Below are 16,607 nucleotides of genomic sequence, written 5' to 3' on the forward strand. Positions count from 1 at the left end.
GCGTCGATCTCCTAGAATCCTGCCAGGAACCGCGATGGTCGCGGTCCGGCGTGCCCGGTGGCCATACTAGAGCATGAGCTTGCGCATCATCATCGCAGACGACCACCCGGTGGTCCGTATCGGTACCCGCGCCGTCATCGAGTCGAGCGGGGTGGGCCGCGTGGTCGGCGAGGCGGACAGCGCGCAGGCGCTGATGACCCTGCTGGGCAGCCAGCCCTGTGACCTGCTGGTCACCGACTACTCCATGCCGGGCAGCCCACAGGCCGACGGCTTCGCCATGATCGGCATGATCCGCCGCCGCCATCCCGACCTGCCGGTACTCATGCTCAGCGTCTCCAACAACCTGGCGATCCTGCGCATGGTGCTCGACAGCGGTGTGCTCGGCCTGGTCGACAAGAGCTCGTCGATGGACGAACTGCCGCAGGCCATCCAGGCGGTCTATCGCGGCCAGCCCTATATCAGCCGCAGCCTGCGCGAGCGGGTCGAGGCGGCGGGCAGCTGGCGCATGCGCGAGGGCGACGGCAAGCCACTGTCGCCGCGCGAGGTGGAGGTGCTGCGGCTGCTTGGCACTGGCATGACGGTGAAGGAGATCTCGCTGCAGCTGCACAAGAGCGTCAGCACCATCAGCCGGCAGAAGGGTGACGCCATGCTCAAACTGGGTCTGAAGGGCGACGCCGAGCTGTTCGACTACCTGCGCGATGGCAATATCTGAGATGCCGTTCACATAAGAGGGCGCGGCGTGCTGCCCTCTTTGATGCGTCGCGATTCTGTGCAAAGATTGCCGGGCATGGGTTCTCAATGCGAGGTCGAAGGAATCGACCGGCTCATGTCCTCGCTCCTGTCCCCGGTGGATGGGGTGCGGTTTCCTGCCGGCCGTCTGGCCCGGCAACGCTGACCATGGAGAGGCGCATGCATCACCCCCCAAAACCACGTTGGACCCTGCCATTGCCGCCCCTGCGCGCATTCGCGGCGTGCCTGCTCGTCTCTCTTTCCGCTGCCGCCTGCAGCGCCGCCGACCCGGCCCCCTCGTCCTCCCAGCCCGGCGCGCACGCGCAGGCTGCCAATGCGCCCCGACAGGATGTTGCCCCGATGCAGAACACTTCCCCCGATACCGCCGTCACCCCGCCAGATGCGCCGACCGTGATGTATTTCACCTACCAGCAGGACGGCGATGGCGCGACCTCCTATGAGGTCCAGAACGGCAGCGTGGCGACCTTCTGGTTCGGCCATCAGTTCACGCTCGACGGCACCACCTACTACACCGGTTTCTCGTGGGATACCCGCGAGCACTACGGCAAGCCCGGCGAGCAGCAAGCGGCCGGCCCGGATGACCGCGCCAACCTGGCCGAGGCCACCTTCGTGCTGGCCGGCGGCGATGCGAAGAAGCCGTGGAAGTTCCGTGGCCAGGAATGGACCATCGGCGCGCTCGGCGCCTACGACAAGGCCGACGACATCGACACCCGGCGCAAGCCGCTCGAACATCGCACGGCCGATGGCCGCCTGCTGCTGGCGGTGCCGACCAGCAGTTTCGACCGCGGCATCAGCGGCAGCGGCTATGCCCTGCTGCTGTTCAACCCGAAGCGCAGCGAAGACGACGTGGACAGCAAGGTCTGGCGCTATGTCGGTTCGGTACGCACCGGCGAAGACAACAGCGCCGCCTGCGACGACGGCAACGTGATGCCGTGCACCGACAGCGATGGCGAACTGGCCTTCATTGCCGACGGCAACGGCCTGCCGCAGCTGACCGTGAGCTTCAAGGGCACCACCATCGATAGCCCGGGCAAGACCCGCGCACTGGGTGTCGGCGACGCCATGCACTACCGCTTCGACAGCGTGACCCAGAAGTACCTGGCGCGCTGATTCCCACCCGCACACGCGGGTTACCTGTTGACCGACATGTTCTTGACTCACGGATGAGTCCGGTTGGCGATTCGCGGCTTCCGCCGCTCCATCAACCCCGAGGAAAACGTCATGGCACAGCATGACTACAGCAGAAAGGAAGTCCTGGACATCGTCGAGCAGGTCGCCAGGCAGAAGGGCATCCCCGTGGATGACTTCATGCGCTTCGCGCATATCGAGACCGGCGGCAGCTTCAACGAGCGCGCGCACAACACCTCGTCCGGTGCCAAGGGCCTGTTCCAGTTCGTGCCCGGTTCCGCGCGCCAGTACCACCTGACCGGCCACGAGTTCGATCCGACCCGCAACACCGAAGCGGCCGCACAGATGTACCAGGACAACCTGGACTCGATGGCGCGCCGCAACGAGCGCACCGGCAATCCCTACCTGTCCGGGGGCAACACGCCCACCGGCCTGGACCTGTACCTGGCCCACCAGCAGGGCAGCGCCGGCTATGGCTCGGTACAGACCGCCATTGCCACCGGCACCTTCGGCGTGGTCCGCAACAGCCACGGCGAAGAAATCAACATGCGCCGCAACGTACTCAACCAGATCGGCTCCGACGCGAAGGCGCTGACCGGCCACACCCTGGCCGAGATGCGCGGCATGGACGATGGCGACCTGGCGCGGACGTTCTCCAGCTACTACATCCACAAGTACGCGGCGATCAGCATTCCGGAAAAGAACATCGAACCGCAGGCGGTGGCGCAGGGCCAGGGCCAGACCCCGGCAGCGCCTGCACAGGCCAGCGCAGCCGTGGCGGCTGGTGCAGCCACGCTGGCGGCAACCGCAACGGCGGCTGCCACGCCGAAGCCGGGCATTGAACTGCAGGCCGCCTACGAGGCCGGCGTGAAGTACGACGACGTAAGGTACGCCATCAACATTCCGGGCCACGCGCTGTACGTACCGGGCAAGACCGGCAAGAACGTCGAGCAGGGTTACATCGACTGTTCCGGCTGGGTCGGCACGCTGCAGAACCGGACCATGGACGAGATCAACCAGAAGGCCGGGCACGCGGTGTTCGGCAAGGCTGATCGCATCGACCTGGGCAACCTCGGTTCCGGCGGCATCGTGCGCAAGGCGTTCGACCAGTCCGGCGTGCTGCTTGACCGCGACGCGATCCTCAAGCCCGATGCGTTGAAGGAAGGCATGATCATCGGCCTGGATACGGCCAAGACCCGCCACGAGCACTGGAACGGCATCGACCACATCGTGATGGTGGTGCGCGATCCCAACACCGACAAGCTGCTGATCAGCCAGTCCACCGGCAGCAAGGGCGTGCACACCATGCCGGTCGAGGACTACCTGAAGCAGGTGAAGGACCATCCGAACTGGAAGCTGTACGCCTCCGACCCGCTGTCCAGGGCCCGCGATCTGCTGGAGAACCGCACCCAGTCGCACGAGCAGACCCAGGGCAGGCCCGCGGCCGAGCACAAGGCAGCTGCCACGCCGCACGCCGAACTGTACAAGCAGGGCGCACACAGCGAGGGCGTGCGCAAGGTACAGGAACAGCTGGGCCACCTCGGCTATGTCGGGGCCGATGGCAAGCCGCTGGTCGAAGACGGTCGCTTCGGCCGCAACACCGACGCGGCGGTGCGCCAGCTGCAGAAGGACAACGGCCTGGTCGCTGACGGCGTCGTCGGCGCGAAGACCCTGGAGGCGATCAGGGAGGCTCGCGAGCGGCCGCTGCTGAACGACGAGCGGCACCCGCGCAATCCGCTGTTCATCCAGGCCAGCAAGGGCCTGGAGCTGATGCCGGCCGGCACCTTCAAGGATCGGCATGCGCTGGAAAGCGCCGCCGCGGCACTGACCAAGGAGGCGCATGCCGCCGGCCTGCAGCGCATCAATTCGGTGGTACCCAGTCCGAACGGTGAGCGCTTGTTCGCCGTGCAGGGCACCATCGGCGACCCGGCCGCCATTCGCGCGGCGGTGGACACCCGTACGGCCAGCGAGCAGAGCCTGGCACTCAGCAGCGGTGCCGTGCAGGGCGCCCCGAACGTGCTGCACCAGCAGCAGGATGCCCAGCAGGAGCAGGCCCGGCAGGCCCAGAAGGCGATGGGCGTCTAAGCCCGCGGCGCCTTGGGAGAGAAGGGAGGGCCACGTCCGCGTGGCCCTTTTCCCTTTCTGCCAGCTGAGCGGCCGAGGCCGCTTTCAGCCTTGCTTCATGCCGCCTGCCGCTAGATGAATGCGCAAGCCGCACGGTGGACCAGGCAATGTTCCGGCAATGTTGGAACGCCAGCGTGGACATCACGGCAGCCGGGGCGCCCCGCGCCCTCCCTGCCCAGCGTGGCATGCACCTCACAGGAGAACGAACATGCTCAGTACTTCCGCACTCAGCTTCCGTGGTCTGGCGATGGCTCTGGCACTGGTGGCCGGTGTGGCCGTGGTCAGCGATGCCAGCGCGATGTCGAGGAAGGACAAGCGCACCCTGGTCGGCGCCGTGGTCGGTGGCGTGGCCGGTAACCTGCTCTCCAACGGTGATCCCGCTGCCACTGTCGGCGGTGCCGTGGCCGGCGGCGCGATCGGCAACCTGACCACCTCCGACCGCCGCGACCGTCGTTACTACGACAATCGCCGTTACGACGACCGCTACGATCGCCGTTACGACCGTGGCTACTACCGCAGCGGCTACTACGACCGCGGTGACGACCGTCGCTGGCAGCGCGAGCGCTACTACGACAACCGCTACTACCACGACCGCGGCCGCCATCGCGGCTGGTAACCCGGCGCGGCGGTACCGCCGATGACCATGTGACGACGGGCGGGTCGATGACCCGCCCGTTTGCGTTGCGGGCGGCCATGGCGTTGAATGCGCAGCCTTGGATGTGATTTTCCCCCTTGGGGCTGCGGCATGACTTCTTCTTCCCACCGGGTGCAGGGCCTCAACAACGACGAGGTCGCTGCCGACTGGCCGCCGATCAGCACCGCAGACCTCGCGTGGCTGCGCCAGCGCTTTCCGCAGCTGGATGCGGACAGCCAGCCGCACTGGCACAGTCCTCGGCCGTTGTCGGCCGCCGCCATCGTCAATGGCACGCGCGGACCGGTGTTCATCAAGCGCCACCACCACAGCGTGCGCAGCGCCGCCTGCCTGGAAGAAGAACACCACTTCATCGTCCATCTCGCTGCCGCCGGCGTACCGGTGGTGCAGGTGCTTGCGGCAGCCGATGGCCGCACCGCAGTCGAGCACGGCGAATGGACCTTCGAGCTGCATGCCGTGGGCGTGGGCGAGGACCTGTACCGCGATGCCGTGTCGTGGTCGTTGCTGACCGATGTCGCGCAGGCCCGCGAAGCCGGCCGCATGCTGGCCCGGCTGCACTGTGCCGCCGCCAGCTATCACGCGCCACAACGCAGTACCCATCTGCTGGTGGCGCGCGACGACCTGATCCGCGCCGACGATCCGATCGCCGCGATCAAAGCCGAACTGCCCACACGACCGGGTCTGGCCCGCTACCTCGCGCGCATTCCGTGGGAAACCCAGCTTCGCCGCGAGGTGCTGCCGTGGCACGCCGGCCTGGCCCAGCGCCTGCGCGACGAACCGCGGCTGTGGGCGCACAACGACTGGCATGTTTCCAACCTGCTGTGGCGCGATGGGCAGGTCAGCACCGTGCTGGATTTCGGCCTGGCCTCGCCCACCAGCGCACTGTTCGACCTCGCCACCGCGATCGAGCGCAACGCGGTGGCCTGGCTGGAACTGGAGCGCGGCCTGGAGGCGGTGCGCATCGACATCGCACTGGCGTTGCTCGACGGCTACCGCGAGGTACAGCCACTGTCGGAAGCACGCGTGCAGCTGCTGGCCGACCTGCTGCCGATGGTGCATTTCGACTTCGCACTGTCCGAAGTGGAATACTTCGAAGGCATCACCGGCTCCACCGCAAACGCGGATGTGGCGTGGCATCCGTTCATGCTGGGGCATCCGGCGTGGTTCCACAGCGCGCCGGGACAGGCACTGCTGCAGGCGTTGCACGCAGCGGCGTGACCCGGTTGGCGCACCGTTGGGGTCAGAGCCCTTTCCTGCGGAAAGGGCTCTGACCCCGCTGCCTGAAGGGCACCGGCTCGCAAATCCGTACCATTTGTAGTGAAATGGTCACCTGAAGCGGGGGTGCCTGGATCTGCCAGGCTGAGAGAGTCCCTTGGAACCTGATCCGGTTTGCACCGGCGTAGGGAGCTTTGAGCCGCAGCCACACCCCCGTCATGGGCCGGTGCACCTGCGCGCCGTCGCTTCGTCTCCCTTGTTGTCCGAAGACGAACCGAATGAACCGCTGCCTGCGCCCCACCCTGCTCTCCCTCGCCCTTTGCGCCGCGCTGCCGCTGCACGCCAGCGAAGCCGAGGCGTCCCCCGATGCGGCTGCCACCGGCGCCGAGCGTTCGCCGACCGAACTGGCGGCGGTGCGCGTGCAGGCCGGCAAGCCGAAGGCCGATACCTCGCGCGTGAACGCCTTCGGTGGTGGTTCCTGGAAGGACACGCCGGCGTCGGTGAACGTGCTTGAGCGCGACTACCTCGACCGCCGCCAGGTGCGTTCGCTGTCCGAGCTGGCCAGCAACGATGCCTCGCTGGGTGATGCCTATGCGCCGGTGGGCTACTACCAGAACATCGCCATCCGCGGTTTCGCGCTGGACGCCGCCACCGGCTACCGCTTCAACGGCCTGTCCATCGCCGGCGAACAGCGCCTTGCGCTGGAGAACGTGCAGTCGGTGGAGATCCTCAAGGGTGAAGCCGGCTTGGCCGCAGGCGTGATGGCGCCCGGCGGCATCATCAATTACATCGGCAAGCGCCCGGCCGAAGTGCGCAGCGCCACGCTCGGCACCGATTCGGAAGGCTCGCGCTACGTCGCCGTCGATGTCGGCCACTGGATCACTCCGCGTTTCGGCCTGCGCCTGAATGCCGCATGGGACTCCAGCAATTCCTATGTCGAGCACGCCGATGGCCGTCGCAACTTCTATTCGCTGGCCGCCGACTGGCTGATCGGCGAACGCGGCAAGCTGGAAGTGGATGCCAACTACCAGACCAGTTCTCAGCGCTCGGTGTCCGGCTACCAGCTGCTGGGCGCGCGCGAGCTGCCACACGGCGTGGATCGCGAATTCCTGCTGGGCTACCAGCCATGGCAGCGTCCGGTCGACATTGCCAGCACCAACATCACCGCGCTGCATACCTACGACTTCAACGATGCCTGGCAGTCGCGCGTCTCGGTTGGCCACAGCCGCTCGGTGATCGATGACAACGTCGCCTTCGCCTACGGTTGCTACTACGCCGCGCAGTGCGCCGATGGCAGTGTGCCGGGCAACTACTTCGCGCCCAATGGCGACTACGACGTCTACGACTACCGCAGCCCGGACGACACCCGCCGCAACCAGCAGGCCCGTGCCGAGCTGCGCGGCCGCTTCGAGACCGGCAGCGTCGGCCATGAGCTGACCATCGGTGCCGACTACTTCCGCCGCACCGTGGACAAGCGCCCGAGCGTCAACGAGTACGTGGGCACCAGCAACATCCACGATGCGCAGGTGCCGGTGTTCGAACCGTCGCCGAAGATGCCAGGGCCGTCCGCACGACGCCTGGACAGCCGCCAGACCGCGTTCTTCGCGCTGGACCGGATGAGCTTCGGTGATGACTGGCAGTGGCTGGCCGGCGGCCGCTTCGTGCGCCTGGACGAGCGTGCCTACGACAAGCGTGGTACCCCGCAGCGGCACAGCCGCCTGTCGCGTTTCCTGCCGCAGACCGCCGTGGTGTGGAAGGCCACCGACCAGCTCAATGCCTATGCCAGCTATGTGCGCGGCATCTCGCTGGGCCAGGAAGCGCCGTTCTGGACCAGCAACGCCGATACCTTCCTGCCATCGGTGCAGTCGCGGCAGCTGGAAGTAGGTGTGAAGTACATGCCGGTCGAGGCGCTGACCCTGGGCGCGGCGCTGTTCCGCATTTCGCAGCCGTACCAGTACGCCAAGCCGGACGGCAGCGATGTCGGCTACACCTTCGTCGAGGAAGGCAAGCAGACCCACACCGGCCTGGAGCTGACCGCCAATGGCCAGCTGACCGATGCGCTGCAGATCGTGGCCAGCGCCAGCGTGCTGCGGGCGCGCGCGCGCGACACCGGCACGCCCGCCTATGAAGGCCATCAGCTGGTGAACGTGCCGAAGGTGCGCGCCAGCGTGCACGTGGCCTATGCGCTGCCGTTCGTACAGGGCCTGGACGTGACCGGCGGCTGGCGCTATGCCGGTGCCAATGTCGCCCGCGCCGATGGTGGTGTGCGCGCACCGGACTACTCGGTGTTCGATGCCGGCCTGCGCTTCCAGCATCGCCTGCACGAGCGTGCGGTGACCTGGAACCTGTCGGTGGACAACGTGTTCAACCGCTTCTACTGGCGCGATACCGGCAGCAGCGGCGGTGACTACTACCTGTTCCCCGGCGCACCGCGACAGGCCCGCCTGTCGGTGACGTTCGCGCTGTGAGCGGCCTGATGCTGGAGTGGGCCGCCGCACTGTGCAGCATCCTCGGCGTCTGGCTGATGGCCAAGCGCCGGCTGGTGGCGTGGCCGGTGGGCCTGCTGTCGGTGATGCTGTATGGCCTGGTGTTCGCCGAGGCCAAGCTGTACTCGGACACCCTGCTGCAGGTCGCCTTCGGTGGCTTCCTGGTCTACGGCTGGCTCAACTGGCGGCAGCACGCCGCCGACGAGGGCAGCGTCCGCATCGTGCCACTGGCGCGCGGCAAGCTGCTGCGCGACCTGGCCATCGGCCTCTGCGGTGGCGTGGCGCTGGGTGCGGCCATGCACACCTTCACCGATGCCGCGCTGCCGTGGCTGGACGCGATGCTGACCGCGCTGAGCCTGGTCGGCCAGTGGTGGCAGGCACGCCGCCACGTGGCCTGCTGGTGGGTGTGGATCGCGGTGGACGTGGTGTACGTGGGTGCGTACCTGTTCAAGTCGCTGCATGTGACCGCGGCGCTGTACGTGTTCTTCCTCGGCCTGGCCGTGTTCGGGCTGCGCGCATGGAGCGCAGCTGCGCGTGAACCGCAGGTGGCAACGCAGTAGAGCCACGCCGTGCGTGGCCGGGGTTTACCGGTTGTCGCCAACCTTGGTTGGCGCACGCCTGCCGATCAAGGTCGGCATCTACCAGGCCCATCCACGCATGGCGTGGATCTACTGGGTAAGCAGCAGGCCCAGCCGCAGCGGCTGGCGCATGTCAGCCGGTGGGGCGGCCTGCAACGGCGCGGACTGCAATGTCGCGCGCAGGTCGGCGTCGATCTGGGCGTCGCCCAGGCTGCCGAATTCGAGTTTCGAAATGCGGCCATCCGCCGCGATCCACACGCTCACCGGCAACGGCGTCGGCGTATCCGGGTGTGCCTGCATCCATTCCAGCACGCGCTGCGCCCGCGGATCCTGCTCCTGCTGCAGGCGCTGCTGCAGCTGGCCGCCCACGGCGGCGGCATAGGCCATCCAGTGTGCGGGAGCCTCCTGCGCGGAAACGCTGGCACTTCCAAGTGCGAGCGCACCGAACAGCGCGGCCAACGGCCGCCACCAGCGGCGCGCGCCGGTCCTGTTTCCTGCCATGACCATCGCCAGCCTCCTGCGCTTCCATCCAACGTCTGATGGTCGGCGCGGTAGATGACAGGCAGATGGCGGGCGGTAATGGCCGGCGCGTAGACCGCAGGCCTGGCGCTATCAGTCGCCCAGGTCGGCCAGCACCTTGCGCGAGGGCGCGAAGAAGGTCACGCCGGTGGTGGCGGTGGAGAAATCGAGGATGCGGTCATGCAGCGGCGCGGGATTGCCGATGAACATGCGCTCGAGCATCTTCTCGATCACCCACAGGTGGCGCGTGTAGCCGATGAAGTAGGTGCCGTACTCGCCACGGCCCGGGTTGGCGAAGGGCATGTTGTCGCGCAGGATCTCGTGCTCGCCGTCGGCATCCTCGATGGTGCACAGCGTCTTGTGCGATTTCTGCGCATCGGCCGGCGCATCATCCAGCTCGATGTTGTCGTGCTTGGTGCGGCCGATGATCGCTTCCTGCGCTTCGGTCTTCTGTGCGCGCCAGGCATCGAGGTTGTGCAGGTACTTCTGCACCACCACGTAGCTGCCACCGGCGTGCTCCGGGTCTTCCTCGCCCACGATGGTGGCTTCCGGCAGCGACAGCCCTTCCGGGTTGGCGGTGCCATCGACGAAGTCGAGCAGGTCGCGGCCATCGAAATAGCGGAAACCGGCCACGTCATCGACCGTCTCCACCGCATCGCCAAAGGCCATCAGCAGGTTGCGCTCGAACGCCACGATCAGGTCCATGGTGCGCGCGCGGATGTGGTACAGCAGGTCACCCGGCGTGGACACCGCGGTGTGGGTCGCGCCCTTGATCTCGCGGAACGGCGCCAGCTCACGCGGCGGCGTGGTACCCACCAGCGGCTGCCACACGCGGTGGCCAATGGCCACGTTGCAGGTGAAGGTGCGCTCGATCTCGCGGATGGCGGTGTTCTTGATCAGGTCGTCGGTGCTGGCCAGTACCTCGCGCGCCTTTGCGATCGATGCCTCGTCATCCTTCACCTTCAGCACCAGGAACGCCGCCGAATGGGTCAGTGGCGCGGTGATCTGCTGCGGCTCGTTGTCGAGCGTGTGGTTGAGGGCGGTGATCGGTGCGGGCTGGGAGTTCACGACGGTTCCTGCTGGCTTGAGGCGGGCGCATCGCGTGTAGCGATGTGCGGGCGATCATAGCGGAACCACCTGACCGGGGACGGAGCGGTTCTCGTTCCGTCCACCGGCGAAGGTACGAAGACCTCAATCCACATCACTCCAGACCGCCAGCTCGTAGCCATCCAGATCGCGGAAGTGGAAGCGACGGCCACCGGGGAAGGCGAATACCGCCTGCACCACCTCGCCACCGGCAGCGACCACGCGCTGCTGCGCATCCGCCAGGTCCGCGCAGTAGAGAATGACCAGCGGACCACCGTGCGCACGCACCGGCGCGTCGGAAACGAAACCACCTTTCAGGCGACCATCGTCGAACTCGGTGTAGGCGGGGCCGTAGTCGATGAAGCACCACCCGAATACCTCGCCGTAGAAGCGTTTGCTGCGGGCGATGTCGGCGACGTTGAATTCGATGTTGTCGATGCGGCGTTCGGCACCGGGGGTGGCGTGGCTCATGGTGGACTCCGTGGTTGGAGCCTGCAGCATCGATCAGCGTGGTCTGCCTGTCTTGAACGAAACGGCCATCATTGTCCCCACTCCCCGCGAAGTTCGCGTGCGGTCATGCCAGCCAGTTCGCGGGCCTCGCGGCTGAGATGGGCCTGGTCGGCATAGCCGGCATCGACGGCCAGCATCGCCAACGAATGCTGCGGCAACCCACGGCTGTGGCGCAGGAAGCGTTGCAGGCGCAGGATCCGCTCCAGCGTCTTGGCGCCGTAGCCGAACTGCGCCTGGCTGATACGGCGCAGGCTGCGCGGGCTCAGGTTCAAGCCTGCCGCCAGCTCGTCCAACGTAGCTTGGCCACGGCCAAGCGCGTGGAACAACACATGCGCCCGTTGCGCCTGCACGTCGAGGGCCGCCGCGCCCATGTGCTGCTGCAGGCACTGCGCCATCCGCTGCAATCGTTGGGCCGGCGCGGTATCGCCAATGGATGCAGCGGCTGCTGTGGCCCATCCGCCCTTCAGATCGGCCAACGGCACCGCCTGTCCAATGATGCCGGCCAATGGCAATCCCAACGCGGCCAACGCCTGGCCGGGACGAAAGCGCGCACCCAGCACCTGCGCACCGGGTGCAAGCGCCGGATGCGCAGCCACACGATCCGGGCCGACCACGAACAACGCGCCGTCACGCCAGAGGATGTCCACGCAGCCATCGGGCAGCACGGTGATATGGCCATCGGCATCCGCAGCGAGCTGGCTCTGCCATAGCTGGCCGAAATGGCCACGCAGCGGCGCTGGCGCCCGGTGCTCCTGATAGGCCGTGTCGGTACCTGCGAGGGAGGAAGGGTCGCCCATGCCGCATTGTGGCGCCCAGAAGCCCATAAAAGTGAAGCCCGGCGCGAGGCCGGGCTTCGGTTGGCGTGTGGGAGAGAGAGAGAGTCACACGCCAGCACAACACGCACTAACGACAGGCGTTTGTTACCAGGTGAAGCGCGGGCCCACGAACCACTCGCGGTCGCCGGCCTTGGCCAGCTTCACTTCGCCACTCAGGCCCCAGTTCTGGTTGAACTTGGCGGTGGCGCCGACGCGGCCGTAGAACTCGCCGTCCGGGTTGATGCCGTGCTTCTTGGTGAAATCTTCGTAGCCGGCCATCACGTAGCCTTCCACGTACGGGTTGAACGCAGTGCGCACGCCCACTTCGGTGGAGTAGCCGTTGAAGTCCAGGCCGCGCTTCTCGTCGTACTTCTGGTAGGCAACACGGGCCACCAGGTCGGTGTTCGGTGCGATGCCGTAGTTGTAACCGACACCCAGGCGCCACTGGTCGACGTCATTCTTGAACTTGTCGGTCTCCTGGGCGCTGTAGTCGCCGAAGACGTGGAAGTTCGGGTGCACCGCAACGGAACCCTTCACCTTCCAGCCATCGGCGTCGCCGCCCTTGGCATCGGTGTTCACGTAGCCGCCTTCAACGTAGTTGTACGACAGGCCATCGGTCGCCGATGCAGCGAACGGCAGAGCAGCCAGAAGACCCAGGGCAAGCAGCGAATTCTTGTTCATCGGGACACACCTTTAATTATTTTGGTTTCGTCGACCGCCTCCCGGGAGGGGGAGAGAGAAGAGGCGGTCGACAGGTGTGAATTATCCGTTAGAGGGTCTAATCGACCCTGAATATTGAACTGACTGGTGTATAAATATGGTTCCCGTTCAGGGAACTCCGCATGGCATTGCCGGCGGCTTCTTACGCGCACCACGCTCGATGCTTGATGCGGGCGCTGATCCTGATCGCCTCGCCGGTCGCGCTGCTGCAGGCACAGGCGGCTGAGCGCGTCGTTCCTGCCGGGCGCATCGTCGTACAGACAGACGATGTCACGTGCTTCTTCAAGGTGCTGGACGCCAACCACGGGCGCCCAAGCGCCGATGATCTGCAGCACGGCTGCCTGGATGCGGGTACGGATGCCCTGCGCAGCTTCACCGACAGCCGTATCGGCTCGATGGAGCGGCTGGCCAGGGCCATCCAGGACAAGCCGTCACTGTTTGCGAAAGCGAGAACCACAGCATTGCCATCGATCCGCACGCGCGTCGCCGCTGCCGTCGATCAGCTGGGCGCCCTGTTGCCGTCTGCGCGCTTTCCCTCGGTCACCGTACTGGTGGGCCGCGGCAACAGTGGTTGCGTTACCACCGAAGCAGGTGTGGTCATCGGACTGGAAGCGCTGTGCAACGCCGACTGGATGCAGGCCGATGTAAGTGACCGCTTCGTGCATCTGATCGCCCATGAGTATGTGCACGTGCAACAGCCCGGTGCACGCGTGGAAGTCGAGCAGCCCACCCTGCTCTATCAGACGCTGGTGGAAGGCGGCGCCGAATACGTGGGAGAACGGATCTCCGGGCAACCGTCCAACGCGCATCTGCAGCGTTGGACGCAGGGTCGCGAGTGAGCGCTGGAGCGCGCGTTCCTGCAGGACAGCATGGGTACCGATCTTTCGAAGTGGCTGTACAACGGCCCCGGCGACGACACGCGCCGCGGAGACCTCGGCTACTGGAAATGTCCAGCCTGGAAACGCTGCAGCGCTGCTGGAAGCAAGTGGATGGCAACCTGCGTGCGGAGCAGGCGGAAGCACGCAGGCGCAGATGCCGTGATGCCGGCTTCATGCTGGTGAATGGGTGATATTGAACAGGCACAAGGCGATCCGCCGGTGCAGATCAGCTCGCTTGATCCCGCTTGTTAAGGTTTGTTGATTTACCGACCTTCACAGCCCATCCACGTCTTCCAACTGCAGCTGAAAGCGCTTGGTAGCGCCGGGAACAAACGCCGCTATATTCCAGCTTCCCCAGACGAAGGAGGGAGTGGAATGAAACTGACCTCGCAACACATGAAGATGGCCCGTGCACTCAGCGTGGCGCTCATCGCCACCGTGAGCCTTGGCGCTTGCGCCTCTTACAAGAACGAGTTTGCAACGATCAACTCGCGTCTCGACCAGCTCGATGTAAAGGTGCAGGGCGCCGCCCAGAGTGCCGAGTCCGCCAACCAGTCGGCGCAGCAGGCCAACCAGCGTCTGGACCAGATCGAAGGCCGCGTGCAGCAGCTTGAAAGGGCACCTGCCGGCCGCAAGCCGCGCGGCTGATCGCTCCCTCACCGTTTGAATTGATCCACCTCTGTATCGGGAACCAGTGGCCTTCGCCGGCCACTGGCGTCCTTCCACCCGCGGTCTCAATGCAAGGAGCCGTCCCATTCGTACCTCCTCCTCCCCTGCACGTCGTGCCCTCCCTGTGTTGATGTTGGCACTGGCCGTAGCGTGCAGCGGCGCAGCCAGCGCCAAGGGCAAGGACAAGGAAGCGCCTGAACAGCGGAGTGCCGCCGTTGATGAACTTCCCGCTGACCAGAGCGTCTCCGAGACGGTGATCGAACTGGCCGGCTGGGTGGTCGCCAGCAAGGACAACCAGGGTTATCCGTTCGCGATCATGGACAAGGCGGCTGCGCAGGTACTGGTCTTCGGCGGCGACGGCAAGCTGCGCGGCGCGGCACCGGCGCTGTTCGGTTCGGCCATCGGCGATCACTCTGCACCCGGCGTTGCCAAGCTCGCGCTGAGTGCGATTCCAGGCCATGACCGCACCACCCCAGCGGGCCGTTTCATTGGTGGCTACGGCCCCTCCGACGATGCCGGACGCGTGCTGTGGGTGGACTACGATTCCGCCGTCTCGATGCATCCGCTTCCGCCAGGCACCCCGAAAGAGAAGCGCGCCGAACGGCTGGCATCACCTTCGCCGGACGACAACCGCGTTACGCACGGCTGCATCAACGTCACGCCCGCGTTCTACGAGCAGATTGTGCAATCCACGTTCGAGAAGGGCGGCGTGTTCTACATCCTGCCGGACAAGGATTCGATCGCGAAGACATTCCCGGAGTTCGCGCAGAGCCGTGGGGATGCCAAGGACGAAGACGAGAAGGGCGCGCGGCGCGCAAGCAAGTAATGCGCCCATCGGCGGATCAGGAATTCAGGAAGCCGCAGCGCCCGCGGCCCGCGCCAATGCAGCGGCATGCGCATCGCCCTTGCGTTCGCTGTAGCGGTCCACCAGGTAGTCCGACCGCCCTCGCGTCAGCAGCGTGAACTTCACCAGTTCCTCCATCACATCCACCACGCGGTCGTAGTACGGCGAGGGCTTCATTCGTCCATCGTCATCGAACTCCTGCCAGGCCTTGGCCACCGATGACTGGTTGGGGATGGTCAGCATGCGCATCCAACGACCAAGTACGCGCAGCGTGTTGACCGTGTTGAACGACTGCGAACCGCCGCTCACCTGCATCACCGCCAGCGTCCTGCCCTGTGTGGGGCGCACGCTGCCGTCTTCCAGTGGCAACCAGTCGATCTGGTTCTTGAGCACACCGGTGATCGTCCCGTGCCGCTCGGGGCTGACCCAGACCTGGCCTTCCGACCACTGCGACCACGCACGCAACCGCTGCACTTCGGGGTGGCTCTTGTCCACGCTGTCCAGCATGGGCAGCGCATGCGGATCGAACACGCGGGTCTCGCACCCCAGGTAATGCAGCAGCCGCTCGGCTTCCAGCGCCAGCTTGCGACTGAACGACTGCGGCCGAAGCGAGCCGTAGAGCAGGAGGATGCGTGGTGGCCCCAGATCGGCGGCGGCGAGCTGGTGGTGATCGGGCTGGGGCAGCGAGGCTTCTACCAGGTTCGGCAGGTGGGCACTTGTGATTGGCTTATTCATTCGACTATTCTAGAAATATGGAAACGTCGAATGCAATCACTGCCCTGACTGCCTTGGGTCATGCCACCCGCCTGGCTGCCTTCCGCCTGCTGGTGGAGGCCGGCCCGGCAGGACGCATGGCTGGCGACATCGCCACGGCCCTGCTGGTGCCACCGGCTACGCTCAGTTTCCACCTGAAGGAGCTGGTGCAGGCCGGCCTGGTAGAGAGCGAAAGCCAGGGCCGCCATGTGTGCTATCGGGCCAACTTCGATGCCATGAACGGCTTGATCGAGTACCTGACGCACAACTGCTGCGCGGGCTCACCCAGCGATGAGTGCTCGTCCGCAGCACCCGCCTGCAAGTGCTGATACCGCACACGACCTGCCCCATCGAGGCGATTGCCCCATGACCCGTTCTGTCCTGTTCCTCTGTACCGGCAACAGCGCCCGCAGCGTGCTTGCCGAAGCCACCCTGCGCGCCTGGGGCGGCGACCGCTTCACCGCCTTCAGCGCCGGCAGCCAGCCCACCGGTCAGGTCAATCCATTCGCGCTGGCCCAGTTGCAGGCCGAAGGAATGCCCATTGAAGGGCTGCGCAGCAAATCGTGGGATGAGTTCGTGGATGCGGCTCCGATGGATCTGGTGATTACCGTGTGTGACTCCGCTGCTGCCGAAGCCTGCCCTGTGGTGTTCGGGGACTTCATCCGCAGCCATTGGGGCCTGCCCGATCCGGCCGCCGTAGCAGGCAGCGATGCCGACAAGACCGCAGCCTTCGCGCTGGCTCATGCCATCGTGAAAACCCGCCTGCGTGCGCTGCTCGCACTGCCCGAATCGGTGTGGTCCGAACGCGAAGCGCTGCAGCACGCGCTGGACCGGATCGGCCAGCTGCTGCCGATCGACGGCACGCAGTGACGGTGCCACT

17 protein-coding genes, 1 pseudogene and 1 riboswitch are annotated in these 16,607 nt (G+C 66.1%); of the genes and pseudogenes, 12 read left to right on the top strand and 6 right to left on the bottom strand.

Features of this window, described 5'->3' with window-relative positions; translation table 11 throughout:
- The first annotated feature begins 73 nt into the window (after positions 1–73).
- The 7 genes from DI041_RS06500 to pnuC all read left to right on the top strand — a co-directional run bounded on the left by DI041_RS06500 (position 74) and on the right by pnuC (position 8,915).
- Positions 74–712 carry a response regulator gene (locus DI041_RS06500; protein WP_046985354.1) on the top strand — a complete coding sequence of 213 codons (639 nt, stop codon included), beginning with the start codon at positions 74–76 and terminating at the stop codon, positions 710–712.
- A gap of 377 nt (positions 713–1,089) precedes the next feature.
- Complete coding sequence (locus tag DI041_RS06505; RefSeq protein WP_136638489.1) at positions 1,090–1,860, top strand: hypothetical protein; 771 nt, start codon at positions 1,090–1,092, stop codon at positions 1,858–1,860.
- Positions 1,861–1,971: 111 nt separating this feature from the next.
- The gene (locus tag DI041_RS06510; RefSeq protein WP_136638488.1) at positions 1,972–3,963 is read left to right on the top strand and encodes a peptidoglycan-binding domain-containing protein; all 1,992 of its coding nucleotides are present in this window, start codon (positions 1,972–1,974) and stop codon (positions 3,961–3,963) included.
- Between the two features lie 247 nt (positions 3,964–4,210).
- On the top strand, positions 4,211–4,618 hold the full coding sequence (locus tag DI041_RS06515) for a glycine zipper 2TM domain-containing protein (RefSeq protein ID WP_005411889.1): 408 nt from the start codon (positions 4,211–4,213) through the stop codon (positions 4,616–4,618).
- A 129-nt stretch (positions 4,619–4,747) separates the two neighbouring features.
- A complete protein-coding gene (locus tag DI041_RS06520; protein WP_136638487.1) occupies positions 4,748–5,872 on the top strand; it encodes a phosphotransferase enzyme family protein in 1,125 nt (374 codons plus the stop codon).
- A 109-nt stretch (positions 5,873–5,981) separates the two neighbouring features.
- A riboswitch (TPP riboswitch) is annotated at positions 5,982–6,077 on the top strand.
- Positions 6,078–6,147: 70 nt separating this feature from the next.
- On the top strand, positions 6,148–8,337 hold the full coding sequence (locus tag DI041_RS06525) for a TonB-dependent siderophore receptor (protein WP_136638486.1): 2,190 nt from the start codon (positions 6,148–6,150) through the stop codon (positions 8,335–8,337).
- Positions 8,338–8,345: 8 nt separating this feature from the next.
- Complete coding sequence (pnuC, locus tag DI041_RS06530; RefSeq protein ID WP_046985388.1) at positions 8,346–8,915, top strand: nicotinamide riboside transporter PnuC; 570 nt, start codon at positions 8,346–8,348, stop codon at positions 8,913–8,915.
- Positions 8,916–9,023: 108 nt separating this feature from the next.
- Here the strand turns inward: pnuC and DI041_RS06535 are convergent, their stop codons facing one another.
- The 5 genes from DI041_RS06535 to DI041_RS06555 form a co-directional block, all read right to left on the bottom strand.
- Positions 9,024–9,440, bottom strand: coding sequence for a hypothetical protein (locus DI041_RS06535; protein ID WP_046985358.1), 417 nt, complete (start codon positions 9,438–9,440; stop codon positions 9,024–9,026).
- 105 nt (positions 9,441–9,545) lie between these two features.
- Positions 9,546–10,520: a Dyp-type peroxidase gene (locus DI041_RS06540; RefSeq protein ID WP_046985359.1), complete on the bottom strand. Its 975-nt coding sequence runs from the start codon at positions 10,518–10,520 to the stop codon at positions 9,546–9,548.
- A gap of 123 nt (positions 10,521–10,643) precedes the next feature.
- Positions 10,644–11,009: a VOC family protein gene (locus DI041_RS06545; RefSeq protein WP_136638485.1), complete on the bottom strand. Its 366-nt coding sequence runs from the start codon at positions 11,007–11,009 to the stop codon at positions 10,644–10,646.
- A 68-nt stretch (positions 11,010–11,077) separates the two neighbouring features.
- Positions 11,078–11,845: a helix-turn-helix transcriptional regulator gene (locus DI041_RS06550; RefSeq protein ID WP_046985360.1), complete on the bottom strand. Its 768-nt coding sequence runs from the start codon at positions 11,843–11,845 to the stop codon at positions 11,078–11,080.
- 123 nt (positions 11,846–11,968) lie between these two features.
- Positions 11,969–12,544, bottom strand: coding sequence for an OmpO family porin (locus DI041_RS06555; protein WP_046985361.1), 576 nt, complete (start codon positions 12,542–12,544; stop codon positions 11,969–11,971).
- 206 nt (positions 12,545–12,750) lie between these two features.
- Here DI041_RS06555 and DI041_RS06560 point away from each other — a divergent pair.
- From DI041_RS06560 to DI041_RS06570, 3 genes and pseudogenes are all read left to right on the top strand, one after another.
- Positions 12,751–13,624, top strand: a pseudogene (locus DI041_RS06560) (DUF2268 domain-containing putative Zn-dependent protease).
- 212 nt (positions 13,625–13,836) lie between these two features.
- A complete protein-coding gene (locus DI041_RS06565; protein ID WP_012509703.1) occupies positions 13,837–14,109 on the top strand; it encodes a hypothetical protein in 273 nt (90 codons plus the stop codon).
- A gap of 154 nt (positions 14,110–14,263) precedes the next feature.
- On the top strand, positions 14,264–14,956 hold the full coding sequence (locus tag DI041_RS06570) for a murein L,D-transpeptidase (protein ID WP_136638498.1): 693 nt from the start codon (positions 14,264–14,266) through the stop codon (positions 14,954–14,956).
- 24 nt (positions 14,957–14,980) lie between these two features.
- Here DI041_RS06570 and arsH read toward each other — a convergent pair whose 3' ends face one another.
- Positions 14,981–15,709 (bottom strand): arsenical resistance protein ArsH, encoded by a 729-nt coding sequence (gene arsH / locus DI041_RS06575; RefSeq protein ID WP_136638484.1) that lies wholly within the window; start codon positions 15,707–15,709, stop codon positions 14,981–14,983.
- Positions 15,710–15,726: 17 nt separating this feature from the next.
- Here arsH and DI041_RS06580 point away from each other — a divergent pair, with 17 nt between their 5' ends.
- Together DI041_RS06580 and DI041_RS06585 are read left to right on the top strand one after the other, a co-directional pair.
- On the top strand, positions 15,727–16,056 hold the full coding sequence (locus tag DI041_RS06580; RefSeq protein ID WP_136638483.1) for an ArsR/SmtB family transcription factor: 330 nt from the start codon (positions 15,727–15,729) through the stop codon (positions 16,054–16,056).
- 37 nt (positions 16,057–16,093) lie between these two features.
- Positions 16,094–16,597, top strand: coding sequence for an arsenate reductase ArsC (locus DI041_RS06585; RefSeq protein ID WP_046985364.1), 504 nt, complete (start codon positions 16,094–16,096; stop codon positions 16,595–16,597).
- Positions 16,598–16,607: the final 10 nt, after the last annotated feature.

Origin of the sequence: Stenotrophomonas maltophilia, assembly GCF_004920835.1 — a bacterium.
Taxonomy (GTDB): domain Bacteria; phylum Pseudomonadota; class Gammaproteobacteria; order Xanthomonadales; family Xanthomonadaceae; genus Stenotrophomonas; species Stenotrophomonas maltophilia_AQ.